Origin of the sequence: Cellvibrio sp. KY-GH-1, from assembly GCF_008806975.1 — a bacterium.
GTDB lineage: Bacteria > Pseudomonadota > Gammaproteobacteria > Pseudomonadales > Cellvibrionaceae > Cellvibrio.
This window is the reverse complement of record NZ_CP031728.1, coordinates 984,817-1,001,148: the sequence shown is the minus strand read 5'-3', so window position 1 is coordinate 1,001,148 and position 16,332 is coordinate 984,817. Positions and strand designations below refer to the sequence as shown.

The 16,332-nt window shown below is 47.7% G+C and carries 16 protein-coding genes; 10 read left to right on the top strand and 6 right to left on the bottom strand.

Annotated features, from left to right (window positions below; genetic code table 11):
- Positions 1–37: 37 nt before the first annotated feature.
- Entirely contained in the window at positions 38–904 is an 867-nt protein-coding gene (locus tag D0C16_RS04220) for an HDOD domain-containing protein (protein WP_225318900.1), read from the top strand.
- 91 nt (positions 905–995) lie between these two features.
- Positions 996–1,415, top strand: coding sequence for a hypothetical protein (locus tag D0C16_RS04215; RefSeq protein ID WP_225318899.1), 420 nt, complete (start codon positions 996–998; stop codon positions 1,413–1,415).
- 86 nt (positions 1,416–1,501) lie between these two features.
- Here the strand turns inward: D0C16_RS04215 and D0C16_RS04210 are convergent, their stop codons facing one another.
- The 3 genes from D0C16_RS04210 to D0C16_RS04200 form a co-directional block, all read right to left on the bottom strand.
- Complete coding sequence (locus D0C16_RS04210) at positions 1,502–3,169, bottom strand: bifunctional 2-polyprenyl-6-hydroxyphenol methylase/3-demethylubiquinol 3-O-methyltransferase UbiG (RefSeq protein ID WP_151031150.1); 1,668 nt, start codon at positions 3,167–3,169, stop codon at positions 1,502–1,504.
- A 75-nt stretch (positions 3,170–3,244) separates the two neighbouring features.
- Positions 3,245–3,970 carry a UDP-2,3-diacylglucosamine diphosphatase gene (locus D0C16_RS04205; RefSeq protein ID WP_151031149.1) on the bottom strand — a complete coding sequence of 242 codons (726 nt, stop codon included), beginning with the start codon at positions 3,968–3,970 and terminating at the stop codon, positions 3,245–3,247.
- A 17-nt stretch (positions 3,971–3,987) separates the two neighbouring features.
- The gene (locus D0C16_RS04200; RefSeq protein WP_151031148.1) at positions 3,988–4,479 is read right to left on the bottom strand and encodes a peptidylprolyl isomerase; all 492 of its coding nucleotides are present in this window, start codon (positions 4,477–4,479) and stop codon (positions 3,988–3,990) included.
- Positions 4,480–4,607: 128 nt separating this feature from the next.
- Here D0C16_RS04200 and tmk point away from each other — a divergent pair, with 128 nt between their 5' ends.
- Positions 4,608–5,231 (top strand): dTMP kinase, encoded by a 624-nt coding sequence (gene tmk, locus D0C16_RS04195; protein WP_151031147.1) that lies wholly within the window; start codon positions 4,608–4,610, stop codon positions 5,229–5,231.
- Positions 5,232–5,251: 20 nt separating this feature from the next.
- Here tmk and D0C16_RS04190 read toward each other — a convergent pair whose 3' ends face one another.
- Positions 5,252–5,890 carry a pseudouridine synthase gene (locus D0C16_RS04190; RefSeq protein ID WP_151034799.1) on the bottom strand — a complete coding sequence of 213 codons (639 nt, stop codon included), beginning with the start codon at positions 5,888–5,890 and terminating at the stop codon, positions 5,252–5,254.
- 98 nt (positions 5,891–5,988) lie between these two features.
- Here D0C16_RS04190 and D0C16_RS04185 point away from each other — a divergent pair, with 98 nt between their 5' ends.
- From D0C16_RS04185 to D0C16_RS04165, 5 genes are all read left to right on the top strand, one after another.
- A complete protein-coding gene (locus tag D0C16_RS04185; RefSeq protein ID WP_151031146.1) occupies positions 5,989–7,035 on the top strand; it encodes a DNA polymerase III subunit delta' in 1,047 nt (348 codons plus the stop codon).
- A gap of 92 nt (positions 7,036–7,127) precedes the next feature.
- Positions 7,128–7,481, top strand: coding sequence for a PilZ domain-containing protein (locus D0C16_RS04180; protein ID WP_151031145.1), 354 nt, complete (start codon positions 7,128–7,130; stop codon positions 7,479–7,481).
- 132 nt (positions 7,482–7,613) lie between these two features.
- A complete protein-coding gene (locus tag D0C16_RS04175; RefSeq protein WP_151031144.1) occupies positions 7,614–8,405 on the top strand; it encodes a TatD family hydrolase in 792 nt (263 codons plus the stop codon).
- Positions 8,406–8,414: 9 nt separating this feature from the next.
- A complete protein-coding gene (locus D0C16_RS04170; RefSeq protein WP_151031143.1) occupies positions 8,415–9,038 on the top strand; it encodes a dUTP diphosphatase in 624 nt (207 codons plus the stop codon).
- A 25-nt stretch (positions 9,039–9,063) separates the two neighbouring features.
- Positions 9,064–10,521, top strand: coding sequence for a P-loop NTPase fold protein (locus D0C16_RS04165; RefSeq protein WP_151031142.1), 1,458 nt, complete (start codon positions 9,064–9,066; stop codon positions 10,519–10,521).
- Here D0C16_RS04165 and D0C16_RS04160 read toward each other — a convergent pair.
- Entirely contained in the window at positions 10,507–10,845 is a 339-nt protein-coding gene (locus tag D0C16_RS04160; protein WP_151034798.1) for a YkgJ family cysteine cluster protein, read from the bottom strand. The two genes, D0C16_RS04165 and D0C16_RS04160, sit on opposite strands and share 15 nt — an antisense overlap.
- Positions 10,846–11,132: 287 nt before the next feature.
- Here D0C16_RS04160 and D0C16_RS04155 point away from each other — a divergent pair, with 287 nt between their 5' ends.
- Positions 11,133–12,116, top strand: a complete 984-nt coding sequence (locus D0C16_RS04155) for a malate dehydrogenase (protein WP_151031141.1) — start codon at positions 11,133–11,135, stop codon at positions 12,114–12,116.
- Positions 12,117–12,193: 77 nt separating this feature from the next.
- On the opposite strand, the gene D0C16_RS04150 is transcribed toward D0C16_RS04155, so the two are convergent.
- Positions 12,194–13,123: a D-hexose-6-phosphate mutarotase gene (locus tag D0C16_RS04150; RefSeq protein WP_225318898.1), complete on the bottom strand. Its 930-nt coding sequence runs from the start codon at positions 13,121–13,123 to the stop codon at positions 12,194–12,196.
- 164 nt (positions 13,124–13,287) lie between these two features.
- Between D0C16_RS04150 and rapA the strand changes: the two genes are divergently transcribed.
- Positions 13,288–16,236: an RNA polymerase-associated protein RapA gene (gene rapA, locus D0C16_RS04145; RefSeq protein WP_151031140.1), complete on the top strand. Its 2,949-nt coding sequence runs from the start codon at positions 13,288–13,290 to the stop codon at positions 16,234–16,236.
- Positions 16,237–16,332 lie beyond the last annotated feature (96 nt).

Below are 16,332 nucleotides of genomic sequence, written 5' to 3'. Positions count from 1 at the left end.
TCTTGGTCACTATGAAGTCTGATATGGGGTTCTTGATGTGGGCTTCACTCATGCGAATTATGCAGTCTACCGTGAAGTTATTGCTCAGCTGATGCAGGGCAATGAGCAGTTGCCTAGTTTACCAAGCATAACCTTAGAAATACGCCGAACTCTTGCGAGGCCGGATGTTTCGTTTATAACACTCAGTAAAATCCTCGCCAAAGATCCATCATTAAGCGCGATGTTGCTTAAGTATGCGTCGAGCCCCCATTTTTCACATCCTCCGTTACATTCGTTGCTCGATGTTGTTCGGGTGCTGGGGTTAGATCAGGTGGAGCGTATTACCATGGTTCACTCGGTCACCAGTTTGTTCACCATGCATTCTGCCTATCATAAACGGCTATTCGTGGATGCGTGGCACCGCGTGGTGCTTAAAGCGAGCGTAAGTAGTTTTCTTGCACGCCATATTCCGCTAGTGCCGGAAGATCAGGTGTTGCTGGTCAGCTTGCTTAGCGAAATAGGGACGCTTGGGGTTTTGTCTGCGTTTAAGGATCGAGAACATCCTCCACCGGAGGACATGTACGTATCCCTTTGCCGTGAATACTCCAAGTCCCTCGGCGTAATCATGATGAAAAAGTGGCAGGTAAATGAGGCCTTTATCCAAGTGATTCGCCGTATAGGAAACTGGCATGAAACCCTTGATGCTGAGCTGGATTTGGCAGATCTCGTAAATCTGGGTCTTTATCATGCTTTGGTGTTGCGCAAGGCCGGGCGCGACCTGCCGCCGTTAACGGATCTTGCTGCCTATCAAAAGCTTGATGCCCCCTTTAATTTGCTTGATCAACAGGGTTATTTGAGTCTGGTAACGCAGCACATCGCGGATATTCGTGCGTTGGCTATCGCTCTGTTTAAGGTGGAAGTGTAAGTGCCGCAAAAAAGTTGCTGGTGTAATGAATCCAAATCTGTTGAGATGTTGTCATAAACAGTACCATCGTAATTTATTCAAGGAGCCTGTTATGACATCTGTCGATGAAAAAGCCAAAGAAGATAGCCCTGTTTCTCAATCAACGTCCTCACCAAATTCAATCGATCGTTCAACGACTAAAAGCGGTGCAGGTAGTTGGGCGTTGGGCTTGGCAGTTGCCGTAATTGGCGGATTGCTGTTGGCAAAAAATCTGGGAGTCGATTTATTCTTTCTGGATTTTCATAACTGGTGGGCATTTTTTATTTTGCTGGCGGCGATCGGCCCCTTGCAGTTGGCCTACCGTTGCTATCAGCGTGAAGGTTTCGGTTCGGCAACCTTGAACGCCCTGGTGACAGCAGGGTCGATAATTTTTATTGCATTGATCTTTCTGCTGGATCTATCGTTTGGAACCTGGTGGCCGGTGTTTATTATTATCGGCGGTTTGTACATGATGACGAGCCGAAATCCGTAAAAAAATTAAATTCAACACCAACAAAAAGCCTCCGTATGGAGGCTTTTTTTTCGGGTGTTATTTGTCAGTTTTTTTCGTGATTATGTTTATCGTTTCTGTAACCACAGTTGATACATGCCAGAAAAAGTATCCGGGTTCCGCGATTCATACTCATGCCATTTGGTTAAATCCAGCAATGCGTCAGGGTAGCGCTGTGCAAATTGCGCAGCTGCTTGTGGCGGAACATCAAACCCGATTAGGGCTAGACCCAAACTCGGTAGCATTGATTCAATTTGTAGGAGTGTAAATCTGTGTTCTTGCACATGGAAAAGTAAATCCCTGCAGCCGCTCGTGCTATAAAAATCGTGGCTCTGAGCAAGTTGTGATAATGGATGCGCCGGTGGCAACGAGAAAATCTGCGTGCGAAATTGTTTTATGTTTTCGTTGCTGGATGCCAGGTTTTGTTGTTGGATCATGGTTCGTGCAGCCACAATGCGTGCGCGAGCCAGTTCGCTATAAAGGCTGATTCGCATGACCCCGCCGGGTTTAGTGACAGCACAAAGTGCTTGCCACCCGGCTTCCGGGTTTTCCATATGGTGTAACACACCGGTAGAATTCACCAGGTCAAATTGCTGATTCAATTTCTCTACTCCGAGAATGTCACCCTGAAAAAATTGGATATTCTCAAGTGCTAATTCTTGCGCGATGCGATAACCGTAAGCCAAGCTTGTCCGGCTTAAATCCAGCGCGGTGATCTGCAAACTGGGATCCATGCGCGCAAGGTCAATGGGTTCATATCCGGTGCCGCATCCAGCAACCAGTAGTTTGAGTTGTGGTGATTTGAATTGACTGGAGTCGATCCCTGGTAGCTCGCGAATAATATTTACCATGGTCTGCCGTGATGGAGCAGGAGGGGTACGCCAGCGGGGGTAAGGGTTTGTCTCATACTGTTGTTTAACGTCACGCGAAATACAATTTCCGGTCTCTGCGATTGCTGGAATGCGAGCAGCGAAACTTAGTTCTTGTCGCGGGTTATGCAGGGTGGTTTGAATTAGTTCCTCCACCAAGGGCGCATTTAGCGGTGCCAGCTGTACAGGCTTGTCTGCTTGCTGCAAGGGCGCATACATACTGGCAAGCAGCTGCTGTGTACTTCCCTTGGTGTATTTGATTTTTTCCAGCACCAATCTCTCTTGTTCGCCACTTTGCCATACATATTCATTCGCAAAGGCATGCAAACCAAAACCAGCGAGTAAATTTCCGGTACCGGCATCAACGTTGGCTTCGTTAAATAATTCAATTAATAGCCCCGCGCGAATCTGGATAAGCCACTGCTCGCATGCACTGTTAATATTGATGCAACGACTGAGAAATCGCAAAAAAAGCGTATCGGTTTTTAGCAAGTTAATTTGCGCAATTAATTGTTGCGCTGATAGAGCACCATCTACCTGATATTTATTCAACAAGTGTTGCGCGGTAACTTGTGCGAGTATCTGGTGATCCAATGCTTCCTGCTGCCAGCAAATGAGCAAATCTTTTTCCAACTCTGGGTGATATTGGTGCGGGTTTAATTGCCCCAGTAACTGGGCCATTATTTGGCACGCAGGCAGATAATCTGGTGCAAAACCCAACAAGTGACTTAACACCTGCATGGCTTTTCCATCGTCGTTAATGTGCAAAAAAATCTGCATCATTTCCATTAGGGCAGGAATGTCGCGTGGGCTTTGATCTATCTGCTGTTGTAGCTGTGCAAAGCGGGTATTTAGGTCAATTGCCATGGGAAATTGCCTGTAGTTAGTTGATTATTGTAGGTCGTATTTTTTAAGTTATTTTTTGTATAAATGGTTGTATCGTTATGCAATTGCCCAGCTAATGAGTTCACATCCATCAGCAGAGGCCTTAATGCACCAACCTTGGTTGTGCCAATCACCGAGTACAATACGCTCTGATATTTTTCCATTTATCGCCAAGGTGTGGCGCGCTGGTCTGTGGGTGTGGCCGTGAATCAATCGGGTGACATTAGCATTGGTCATTTGCACAACGACTTCATCGGGCGTTACATCCATAATATCTTCCGCTTTAAGGCTATTCATGCTCTGGCTTTTATCGCGCAATTGCTTTGCCAATGCGCGACGCGCCGCTAATGGTTGAGCAAGAATTTGTTGTTGCCACTGACTGGAACGCACCATACTGCGAAATTGCTGGTAATCCTTATCAGCGGTGCAGAGCGTATCGCCGTGGAGTAACAGCGTAGCTGTGCCGTATAAATCAATAACAGTTGATTCGGGAATCAGGCTCATACCAGCTTTAGCGGCGTAGCCTTCGCCCAATAAAAAATCGCGGTTGCCATGCTGGAAATATATAGCAACCCCTTGCTGGCGTAATGCGAGAAGTTCAGCGGAAACTAGTTGGGGTAATGTCGCATCGTCATCGTCACCAATCCAGGCATCAAAAAAATCGCCCAGGATATAAAGCGCTTCAGCTTGCGTCGCTTGTGTGTGCAGGAAATGAAAAAACGCCCGCGTAATTTGCGGGCGTGATTCGTGAAGATGTAAATCAGAAATAAATAAAATCGACATCTTGGTCTGGCAAGGTCTTAGGCGATAGTTGCAGTTTGGATAATCACTGCTTCTTTTGGTACGTCCTGGTGGAAACCTTTAGTGCCGGTTTTTACACCTTTGATTTTGTTGACTACATCCATACCCGCGGTAACTTTGCCGAATACGCAGTAGCCCCAGCCAGAAGAATTTTTGCTGGTGTGGTTCAGGAAAGAGTTATCTTTTACGTTAATAAAAAATTGTGCGGTCGCGCTGTGTGGATCGTTGGTACGTGCCATCGCCAGGGTTCCGGTCAGGTTTTGCAAACCGTTGTCCGCTTCGTTTTCAATGGTGTCGCGGGTCTTTTTCTGCTCAAAGTCTTCGGTAAAACCGCCGCCCTGAATCATAAAGCCGTCGATAACGCGATGGAAAATGGTGCCGTTATAGAAACCTTCTTCAACGTATTGTTTGAAGTTGGCGGCAGTTTTGGGCGCTTTTTCGAAATCCAGTTCGATAACTATATCGCCGTAGTTGGTGTGTAATGTGATCATGATAAGTCTCCCTAAGGGGTAACACGGGTGAATAATGCGAGTGTGCGGTCAAAAAGCCGGTATGATACGCGCTCCCCGATGGGGAAGGAATCGCAAACCCGATTAAATTTTTTGATGAAGAAAGGCATATGCAAAGAGGCAAGTTTCTCACCATTGAAGGCACTGAAGGTGTTGGAAAAAGCACTAATTTGGCGTTTGTGCGCGATTGGCTTGTGGCGCGTGGTTTGGAGGTGGTTGTTACCCGCGAACCGGGCGGCACGCCGCTGGCAGAAGAAGTACGTGGGCTTTTGCTGAGCAAGCGCGATGAATCTGTTGATGAAACTGCTGAATTGCTACTGGTGTTTGCGGCGCGTGCACAGCATCTGGCGCAGGTAATCAAACCGGCGCTCGCGCGCGGGGCCTGGGTCTTGAGTGACCGTTTTACCGATGCGACTTACGCCTATCAGGGCGGCGGTCGCGGGCTAAGCAAATCTGTGATCGAACAGCTTGAGCAGCTTGTTCAAGGGAATTTGCGTCCGGATCTCACCTTGATTCTGGATATTGATGTGGAATTGGGCCTGAATCGTGCTCGCCAGCGAGGTGAGCTGGACCGATTTGAGAGTGAAACTATCGGGTTTTTTGAACGGGTCAGGGCAGAGTATCGCCAGCGTGCGCAAGTGGCGCCCGAACGTTATGCCGTGGTTGATGCGGGTAAAACCTTGCCGGAAGTGCAGGCAGAAATTGATCGCGTGTTAGCCGCGTTGCTGACGTAGGAGTTGGCAAAAAATTCCGCTTAAAAATCTGCCTTGGCTTCAATGCGGATTTCGGTCCCGGTAATCGGGTGGTTTAGCCAAAGCTCCTGGGCATGCAAGAGCAGACGCGGTGCTTTGGCGAGCACAGGTTCAGGGGCGTAGAGTCCATCGCCCAGCATCGGGTGTCCAAGGCTAAGCATGTGGACTCGCAACTGATGGGTGCGACCGCTGACGGGCTCAAGCAATACCCGGGTGGTGTTCTGTTCAAGGTTACGCTCCATCACCTGATAGCGAGTATGAGCAGATTTGCCGTGCTCAAAGCAAACTTTCTGCAACGGCCGATTCGGCCAATCACAAATTAGCGGCAGTTTCACTTCACCTTCATCGTGCTCGACTATTCCTTCCACCACGGCCACATACCGCTTGTGGATTTCCCGCGCTTCAAATTTATGGGTGAGGTTTTTCAAGGTCAGGTAATTTAGGGGAAACATCACAATGCCGGATGTTCCCTGATCCAACCGATGGGCCACGCGTGCATTGGGGTTAAATTTTACCGCACGGTTATACAGGCAATCCTGTTTGTCCGGGCCTTTACCGGGTACGCATAGCAGGCCTGCAGGTTTGTTGGCGATGAGCAGATCCTCGTCGAGGTACAAAATATCGAGTGGTAAATCGGTCATCATCAAGCCTGAGGTGGAATTTAAACGGGCGCGGATTATCGCAAATTTGCTAAGCTTGCCCAAACTTTTGTTCAGTGTTCTCCTTGGTTGATTATTCAATGAGCGATTCATCTACCTCCTCTCTTGCCTGGCCCGTCCACCCTTATCCGTGGCAGTTAAGTGATTGGCAGCATCTGGTACAGCAGATTGCAGCAAAAAAGCTTCCTCATGCGCTCATGATTGCCGGCCCTAAAGGGATCGGCAAACGCCATCTGGCCGATGCACTGGCGCAGCTGCTGTTGTGTGTATCGCCCATTGAAGGAACCCCTTGCGGGAGGTGTCGTGGTTGCGAACTGAACAAATCCCAAACCCATCCCGACTTGCTTTGGCTTGAGCCGGAGGAGGCGGGTAAGGCAATCAAGGTCGATCAGGTGCGTGACCTCACTGAATCCCTTGGCAAAACCGCGCAGCAGGGCGGTTACAAGCTAGTGATTATCGAGCCGGCCGAAGCCATGAATGGTAATGCGGCCAACGCCTTGCTTAAGTCGTTGGAAGAACCTGCTGCCAATACCTTGTTGATTCTTGTCACTCATGCACCCAGTGCGGTCCTGCCGACAATCCGCAGTCGCTGTCAGATGCGCAAATTACCAATGCCGCGCACTGAGCAAGTGTTGCATTGGTTATCTCCCTTAGTGGTTGGCAGCAACATCACGCCGGATGCGCTGCTGGTTGCGGCACGGGGCGCTCCGCTAACGGCATTATCCCTCTTGCAGGGCGATGCGCTTGAGCAACGTGAGCAAACCCTGCAGCAATTTGTGCGCTTAACGCTGGGGCAAATTTCTGCGATTGAAGTGGCTGCTAATTGGCATGGTGGTGAAGTGATTGCTCTGGTGGAGTGGTTACTTGGTTTGTTGCATAGCGTGGCGCGGTGGCGGGCAGGGGCTAATGATCCCCAAATAGCGCTGACTCCGGTTGAGTGGCGCGAGCGAATAAGTAACCTGAATTTGCCCCTGTTACATCGCTATATTGAAAAAATTCTTGTATCCAAGCGCCAATTATTAAGTGGAGCAAACCCCAATAAGCAATTGTTATTAGAGGAATTATTGCTCGATTGGGGCGCTTTATTGCGCGCTAGCACGAATCGCGCAATGGCGTCTGGACACTAGTGAGCTAATCTATTAGTGTCTCAACCTTGGCCCCTATAACTATTGGTTGGTTATGAAGTTGGCCCGATAAAACCAAAAAAGCAGGATCTGTTATGCAACCGATTGGCGGTGGTGCCCGTAACGGCATACTTTCGTTAACGATTAAAGATAAAGCGGTGCTCTACGCGGCTTACATGCCTTTTGTCAAAAATGGCGGCATGTTTATTCCAACTAACAAGAGTTACAAGTTGGGCGATGAAGTGTTTATGTTGTTGAGCCTGATGGACGAGCCCGAGAAAATTCCAGTAGCGGGTAAGGTTGTCTGGGTAACGCCGAAAGGTGCGCAGGGTAACCGCGCTGCAGGAATCGGGGTGCAATTTAGCGATCAGGACAATACCGCCATCAACAAAATTGAAACCTATCTTGCGGGTATGCTCAACTCAGATAAGCCTACCCATACCATGTAGTTCCCCGTAACACCTGTGGCCATATCATGTAATGCGGGCAGCATGTAAAATCTGTCTCCCACCGAGTTTCCCCGAAGCCAGGTTATGCCTGGCTTCGTTGTTTTTAAAATGAGCTTTTTGAGCGAACTGTTTATGTTGATTGACTCCCACTGCCATTTGGATCGCATCAAGTTGGATCCCTACAACGGCGATTTGAGTGCGGCCATTGCGGCAGCCCATGAGCGCGGTATCCAACAAATGCTGTGTATTGGTATTAGCCTGGAAAATATCCAAACCGTGATTGATATTGCCCAGACGCATCCGCGCGTAGTGGCGTCCGTTGGCGTTCATCCCTGCGATGTGAAAGAAGGTACTGCGAGCGAAGCGCAGTTAATCAATTGGGCGGCGCAACCCAAAGTGGTTGCCCTGGGTGAGACTGGCCTGGACTATCACTACGAAACCGAAAGCAAGGAATTGCAACACGAAAGTTTTGCGTTGCATTTGCGTGTTGGAAAGCAAATCGGATTGCCTGTTGTGGTTCATACACGCGAAGCCAAAGCGGATACGCTCGCTTTGATTAAAGAGCACGGCAGCCTGGAAAGTAGCGGCGTATTGCATTGTTTTACGGAAGATTGGGAAATGGCCAAATCCGCACTGGATTTGAATTACTACATTTCCATTTCCGGCATAGTCACCTTTAAAAATGCCGAACAAATTCGCGATGTGGTGCGCAATATGCCCATTGATCGCCTGCTGGTAGAAACTGATTCTCCTTACCTTGCACCCATTCCCTACCGTGGTAAACCCAATGAGCCCAAATACGTACGTGAAGTTGCGCAGTTTGTGGCGGACGTGCGTGGAATTCCGCTGGAAGAACTAGCGGAAAAAACGACTGAAAACTTTTATCGCTTATTTAATAAAGCGAAACAATATTTACCTCAATAAGGCCAAGATATGTCTGCACAACATCAACAAATCAAAATCATGCTCGAATTGCAAGATGGAATGAACACCAAAGTGACGGCCAATTGGCAGGCGCAGGGTTATGAATGGTATCGCGCTATTTGGGTGGAATGCGCTGAGCTGATGGATCACTACGGATGGAAGTGGTGGAAAAAACAATCGCCAGACACTGAACAAGTTGCATTGGAATTAATTGATATTTGGCACTTCGGTTTAAGTATCCTGTTGCAATCCGGTAGCTCACAAGACGAGATCATTGCTCTGCTGCAAAAAGAGCTGGTAATCGCCACCGACGAAAAAGATTTTCGCCTCGACCTGGAAAAATTCGCCGGCGCAACCCTCGCCGATAAACAATTCCATATTGGTTTGTTTGCGCGTTTGATGGCTGGCGTAAATATGAGTTTTGAACAACTCTATCGCGGCTATGTTGGCAAAAACGTACTTAACTTCTTCCGCCAGGATCACGGCTACAAAGATGGCACCTACCGCAAACACTGGCACGATGGCCGCGAAGACAACGAGCATTTGGTAGACGCTGTGCAATCGCTGGATGCAAGCAGGGCTGAGTTTAAAGATGAGTTGTATCAGGCGTTGGTAAAGCGTTATTCAATGTAAGTGATAAGTGACAAGGAGTTTGGCCATGAATGAAGTCGATCAAGTTGAAAAAGATATTTGGGCTGGGGATTTACTGGATCGTAAGGATGAAGGTTTACATCTTCAGCGGTTTATCGAGAATACCTTTAAGCTTGAGAATGGTTCAAATTCTCCATCGTCATTTGTTTTGAATATTAATTCAGGTTGGGGGCAGGGAAAAACATGGTTTTTGACTAGATTGGCTGATCAGCTTAGACAAAACCATGCTGTAGTGTATTTTGACGCATGGAGGAATGATTTTACCAAAGATGCACTGCTTTCATTTGTGTCAATTATTTGTGACGAATTATCCAGAAAATTTTCAACTAGAAAACGTGTTAAGAGCAAAGTTGAGAAGGTGAAAACTGTATTTTCGGTCGTAACAAAGTCTGCTATCCCTATAGCTACTGCTGTTCTTGCAAAGCAATTATTGGGGCAGCAAGTGGATGATTTGGATCTGTCAGATGCTCAAAAGGAGGCGTTTACGGATGCCGCTGATCAGCTTGCGAATGTAGTTTCTCAGTCTGCTGTTGATGCATTTGTAACTCAAAAAAATGCTCTTGAAGAGTTTTCAAGCGCAATTTCATCATTGGTGGATGAAATTGGTAAATCCCAGGATTTATATCTACCTATATGCATTATGGTTGATGAGTTAGATCGTTGTCGACCAACTTATGCAATTGAGCTGTTGGAGTCGGTCAAGCATTTGTTCGCTATTCGTGGGATTTTTTTTATAGTTGCAACAGATACCAAACAGCTGTCGCACTCAATAAAAGCCGTATATGGGGAAGGGTTTGATTCCATTTCATATTTGAAGCGATTCTTTTATGCCGAATTTAATTTGTCTCGACCTGATGGGATGAAATTGGCCGAATCTTTATTTCAGGGGGCGGTTTTCGTATCTCGGCTCTATGTGAGTAATTCGATTAGGAAAAATTACGGCTTTGATGAAATATTTACATATTTTTGTGATTTTTTTGATTTAAATGTCAGGGATAGGGAGCAGATTTTTTCAATCCTTAAGACGTTTGTGTTCTCTTGTGAAAAGCCAGTGGACTTTATTTTCATAATGCTTCTTATTTGTTTCAAAAAGTGCAATTCAGAAAAATATGAAAGATGCAAGATCTTAAGGGATGTAAATCCGTTAGATGCGTATATTGGTAGCTTGTCTGGTGAAAGGAGATCGGCAGAGCTTAAGCTTGAATATCAGCGTATTGATGATTACGGTGGGCGTTACCCATTAGAGGATACTAAAACTAAATTATCAGATGTGATATTTTTTTACCTGAGATTGTTTAGTAATAAAGGTATTTCTGGTAGTCACACTGCGTTTCTTCGAGAATCCCATTACGTATACCAAAAAGAGATTAGAGAAAGGCTCTTGTCGATCTCGACTACTTATAACGATCTTGAATCCTATTTTTTATTAATGGATCAGGCGGGTAGAGTTTCAATTAACTCCTAATGTTTCGAGCCCATAAATCGCCTGCACCCTCGAGCAAGCCTCATTCTCATTCCCGTCCTCATTAAACATATCAAACTCCCGGCAAGTGCTTGAGCGGTTTTCGTAAATGGAGCAGCTCACGCGTTCGCCGCGAGTTCCGATTAAAGCAACACAATGAACCGGACTCTTTTCGGTGCCCTTCATGCAGGCGTGGTAGGGCGTGACTTGCAGGGTTAAGTTACCGGGAATGGTTCCGCCAGCGCTTTGGTATTCACTCCAATAGAAAGAAACGCGAAAGGCCGCGCAGCAGGCGCCACGGGTTAGGAATTGGGAATCGGATTCTATGGTCTTGCAACCTCTAAATTCTGTCTCAGGGTTGAAAATGAACGTATGGCTCGTATCAATTTTGACGGCTGATTCTGCGTAAAATCCGGGAAATTTCGAGATAGGTGCCTTTTGTCAGCTGTAAATAACCAGTTAATTTCGCGAATCCCTCTCATTTAGTCTCAATCTTAGGGTGAATTTTTTGGACAAATGCCTATAATGCCCACCCGTCTTAAGTAACAAACCCTGGCACACAATGCCGAACTTTCGTTTCCTTCCAATATCACCCGAATAAATGGAGTCTCATCGTGAAAGCACCCGTAAGAGTTACCGTCACCGGCGCCGCTGGCCAAATCAGCTACTCATTGTTGTTCCGCATTGCTGCTGGCGACATGTTGGGTAAAGATCAACCAGTAATCCTGCAATTGCTGGAAATAACCCCGGCCCTGAAAGCCCTTCAAGGTGTGGCGATGGAATTGGACGATTGTGCATTCCCATTGTTGGCAGGCATTGTTACTACTGATGATCCAGCTGTTGCCTTCAAAGATACCGACTACGCATTGTTGGTTGGTGCTCGTCCACGTGGCCCAGGCATGGAGCGTAAAGACCTGTTGGCCGCTAACGCTGCAATCTTCTCTGTGCAAGGCAAGGCCATTAATGACCACGCTTCACGCAACATTAAAGTATTGGTTGTTGGTAACCCAGCTAACACCAACGCATTGATCGCACAGCGCAATGCGCCGGACATCAACCCACGTCAGTTCACTGCAATGACCCGTTTGGATCACAACCGTGCACTGTCGCAACTGGCTACCAAAACTGGTACCAGCATCAACAACATTACTAAAGCACTGATCTGGGGTAACCACTCATCCACCCAGTACCCAGACCTGCACAACACTCTGGTTGATGGCAAGCCTGCACTGAGTCTGGTTGATCAAGCCTGGTACGAAGCGGATTACATCCCAACCGTACAACAACGCGGTGCTGCGATTATCGCTGCGCGCGGTGCTTCTTCTGCTGCTTCTGCTGCTAACGCTGCAATCAACCACATCCGCGATTGGGCTCTGGGCACTCCAGCCAACGATTGGGTAAGCATGGGTGTGTACAGCGACGGTTCTTACGGCATCGAGAAAGGCCTGATCTACTCATTCCCATGTGTTTGCAAAAACGGCGATTGGGAAATCGTTCAGGGCGTAGAGATCAATGAATTCTCTCGCACTCGCATGACTGCAACTGAGAAAGAGCTGCAAGAAGAGCGCGACGCAGTTAAAGAATTGCTGCCTGCTTAATTCGCAGTAATTGGTAAATAAAAAAGCCGCTGTTCGAAAGAGCAGCGGCTTTTTTATTTTTCACGTGGCGCAAGCGCTTATATTTGCTTGAACTCCATCCACGCCGATTGGCTGGTGCCCGCCGCTAAATACCACTGCTCACCGAGAACCGCTCCGCGTTCTACACAGATATAAAACTGCTCATTCCCTGTACCTATATCTGCAATTTTGCCGGCGGCTTCGGTGCCTGGGTTCCAGGTAACTACACTTGGGCAATTGTGATGGGTAATTTCGATAGAGGGCGAGCCTTGAATGCTCACAGGATTATTGATGGCTGGATAAACCCTATCAACCGGGCCGGGAAATACCAGGTCGCCGGATTGGTGTTTTTCAGCGTAGTTTTCAAAATTATCAAAATAATTTCGCCCGGATAATCCCTGTACCCGCACATCATTTAATGAGCTGATACGGTGATAGTTGTGCATTGCCCAGCTACACGCGAAATCCTCCGTGTCGGTATTGTTGATGGTCAATTCGATTTTGGCACTGGTGCCGAGGATCATGCGAATTTCAGCAGAGAAGTCGTAACCAAATAAATTGTTCGCATCACTTTGGAACAAAAAATCCAGTTCGACGCTGCCGTCGCTCTGCAAGTGGGCCTCGCTCAATTCCCAGAACTGGTTGCGCGCGAACCCGTGTTTGGGTTTGGTTGGGTCACCTTGGTTGACTCCAAACCAGGGAAGGCACAGCGGAACACCGCCGCGCAGGGCAGTACCGGGAGAGAAATCGCAATTGGGGCTGACCCAGAGCAGGGGGTCGCCCTGAACTGTTTTGAATTCAAGCAAATGAGCGCCCTGCAAGGAAATGACGGCGGAGCAGAGTGTGGTTTCCACAACCAACAAGGGTAGCCCGCTGCCAACTGAGTCGGGGTAAATTTCCTTGTTGTTGGTCAGGCTCAAAAAAGGCGACTTGGCAACCAACTGTTGCAACTGTTGAGTGCTCGCGGCATCGGGAATGTTTATATGCATAATAACTACCATCATTGTCATCTTGGCCCGGATTCTATAGAAATCCATGCAAGCAAACAGCCAAATTTTTTGGTTTTGTGGGCGCTAAAACAGTATCATGCGCGCCTTTTCGACAATTTTGATTTTTTCTTGGTTCGCCAAGTCAGCATTGGGCAGGTATTTGAGTGAGAAAGTCGCAATTAGCAGATGGGTTTGTGATTGGTCAGCGTTGGATCAGCGAGTCTGAAGCGGATTTGGGGTTGGGGATTGTTTTGGATGTGTCTAACCGCCGTTTGACCCTGAGTTTTCCTGCAGCCGGCGAGCGCCGCACCTATGCGATGGACAATGCGCCAGTCAGCCGCGTGAAGTATGAAGTGGGTGAGAAAGTTCGCCATCAGGATGGAACCAAAATGGTAATTACCGACGTCGTGGAGCAGGCCGGTTGCTTGTTGTACATAGGTGTTACTAAAGATGAGGAAGCCTTATCTATTCCTGAATTTGAATTGGACAGTTTTGTGCAATTTAGTACCCCGCGCGACCGTTTGTTCGCGGGTCAAATCGATAAGCACGATCACTTCACGTTACGTTACCAAACACTCCATTATCAAAACCAGCATCGCCAATCGCCCATGTTTGGTTTGGCCGGGCCTCGTGTGCAGTTGTTGCCCCATCAGTTGTATATCGCAAGCGAAGTTTCCCAACGCCATGCGCCGCGTGTATTGCTGGCGGATGAGGTAGGCCTGGGTAAAACAATCGAAGCAGGTTTGGTATTGCACCAGCAGTTGATGAGCGGGCGCGTGCAGCGTGCTTTGATTGTTGTTCCCGCCAGTTTGCAACACCAGTGGTTGGTGGAAATGTTGCGCCGTTTTAACCTCGCATTTACCTTGTTGGATGAGGCGCGCTGTAATGCGTTAGTGGGATTGGATAGTGTTGAAGAGTCCGTCGATTATGTTGATGACTTTGAAGATGATATCGAAAAATCCGCTGACACGAGTAATCCCTTTGAAACTGCACAATTAATTATTTGTTCGCTCGATTTCCTCACCAAAAATAATTATCGCTACGAGCAAGCCGTGCAGGCTGAGTGGGATTTGCTGTTAGTGGACGAAGCGCACCATTTGCAATGGTCAGAGAAAAAGCCGAGCAAAGCCTACAACTGCATCGAAGGGCTGGCGAAAAAATCCAAAGGTTTGTTGCTGTTAACCGCAACGCCCGAACAATTGGGTTTGGAGAGCCACTTTGCGCGTTTACGCTTGCTTGACCCCGATCGCTATTACGATTTGGAAAAATTTATTGCAGAGCAGAAAGCCTATCAGCCGCTCAATGAGTTGGTGCAGGAATTATTGAAGCAACAACAGGATGCGGCAGGTGCAATCCCGGCAAAGTTGTTGAAAGCATTGGCCGATTATTTACCGAAAGAGACGCTTAACGAACTGCAAGAAAAAGCAGAAAGCCAAAGCCTGGCTGTCGCATTGGATACTGCGGTAGATTACTTGCTGGATCGCCATGGCACCGGCCGTGTTCTGTTCCGCAATACACGCAATTCGGTAGCGGGTTTCCCCGAGCGGAAATTACATGCGCACCAGTTGGAGTTGGATGCTGAGGATACTCAAGCGTTGCAGGCATTGTCATTGGCAGCTCAAGTTTGTGCAGAGCAATATTGGCAGCAAAAAACCGATACCGATTGGTGGCTACAAGACCCACGTGTAACCTGGCTGGCAGAATGGCTGCGTCAGCATCGGCGTAAAAAAACCGTGGTTATTTGCGCAAATGCAGATTCCGCACAGTCGATCGAAGAATTTTTGCGTTTGCGGAAAGGTTTTACTACTGCGGTATTTCACGAAGGTTTAAGTTTAATTGAGCGTGACCGTGCAGCCGCGTATTTCGCTGAAGCCGACGATGGAGCTCAGGTTCTGATTTGTTCTGAAATTGGCAGTGAAGGGCGCAATTTCCAATTCGCCCAGGACTTGGTGTTGTTTGACTTGCCCACTAACCCGGATTTGTTGGAACAGCGTATTGGCCGTTTGGACCGTATTGGTCAAACCGCTACTGTAAATATCCATGTGCCTTATTACCAACATTCGGCGCAGGAAAAATTATTGAATTGGTATCATCAGGGCTTGAATGCCTTCGAAAAAACGTGCGCCATCGGCCAAGCGGTTTATGTGCAATTTGCGGAACAGCTTTTACCGGCGTTAGTGAGTCATGATGAGCCCGCGTTTGCTCAGCTTGTGCAAGAGACACGCGCGTTCGCTACTAATCTGGTTGAGCAACTACAACAAGGGCGTGATCGGTTGCTGGAGTTGAACTCTTGCAAACCTACGCAGGCGCAGGCGTTGGTTGATGTGCTGGCAGAAAACGACGTAAATGCGGCATTGCCGAATTACATGGAGCAAGTGTTCGATAGTTTTGGTATCGACTATGAAAAGCACAGCGAAAAAAGTTTGGTGCTGCACCCGAGTGATCACATGCGTGTTGCGGAGTTTCCAGGCTTACCGGAAAGTGGTTTAACTATCACCTATGATCGCCAGCAAGCGTTATCGCGTGAGGATATGCAATTCCTTTCCTGGGAGCATCCGCTGGTTATTGGTGCACAGGATTTGATATCGCTGAGTGAGTTCGGTAATACCGCGTTGTGTACCTTGAAGCTGCCACCGTTAAAACCGGGAACACTTTTGCTGGAGGCTTTGTTTGTGTTGCATTGCCCCGCACCCACCGAGTTGCAGTTGTTCCGTTATATGCCACAATCGTTATTGCGTGTATTGCTTGACGACAAAGGCAAAGATTTGTCGGGTGTGTTGGGTATTAACCAGTTCAGCAAGTTGCTGCAAAAAGTTCCGCGTAACAATGCGCAGGATCTGGTGCGTCACGCCCGCCCGACCTTAACCACTATGGTACAAAAAGCGGAAGAAATTACTGCAGCAAAACAGAGTGAATTAATTGCAGAAGCCCAGGCGAAAGTCAGCGAACAATTAAATGGCGAGCTGGCACGGATGAAAGCACTGAAGGAGGTGAACCCAAATGTGCGCCAGCAAGAGATTGATTATTTGCAGCAGCGCTTGTCTGCGAGCCAACACTTTTTGTCGCAAGCAAAAATTCGGTTAGATGCCTTGCGTGTGGTGATGACTATTTAATGGGATGCTTTGGACGCATCCAATTCGTAGGGGCGCAATTTATTTCGCCCAAAAAAAGATACGCAATTGGGTATGCAAAATAAAAACATGCAATAA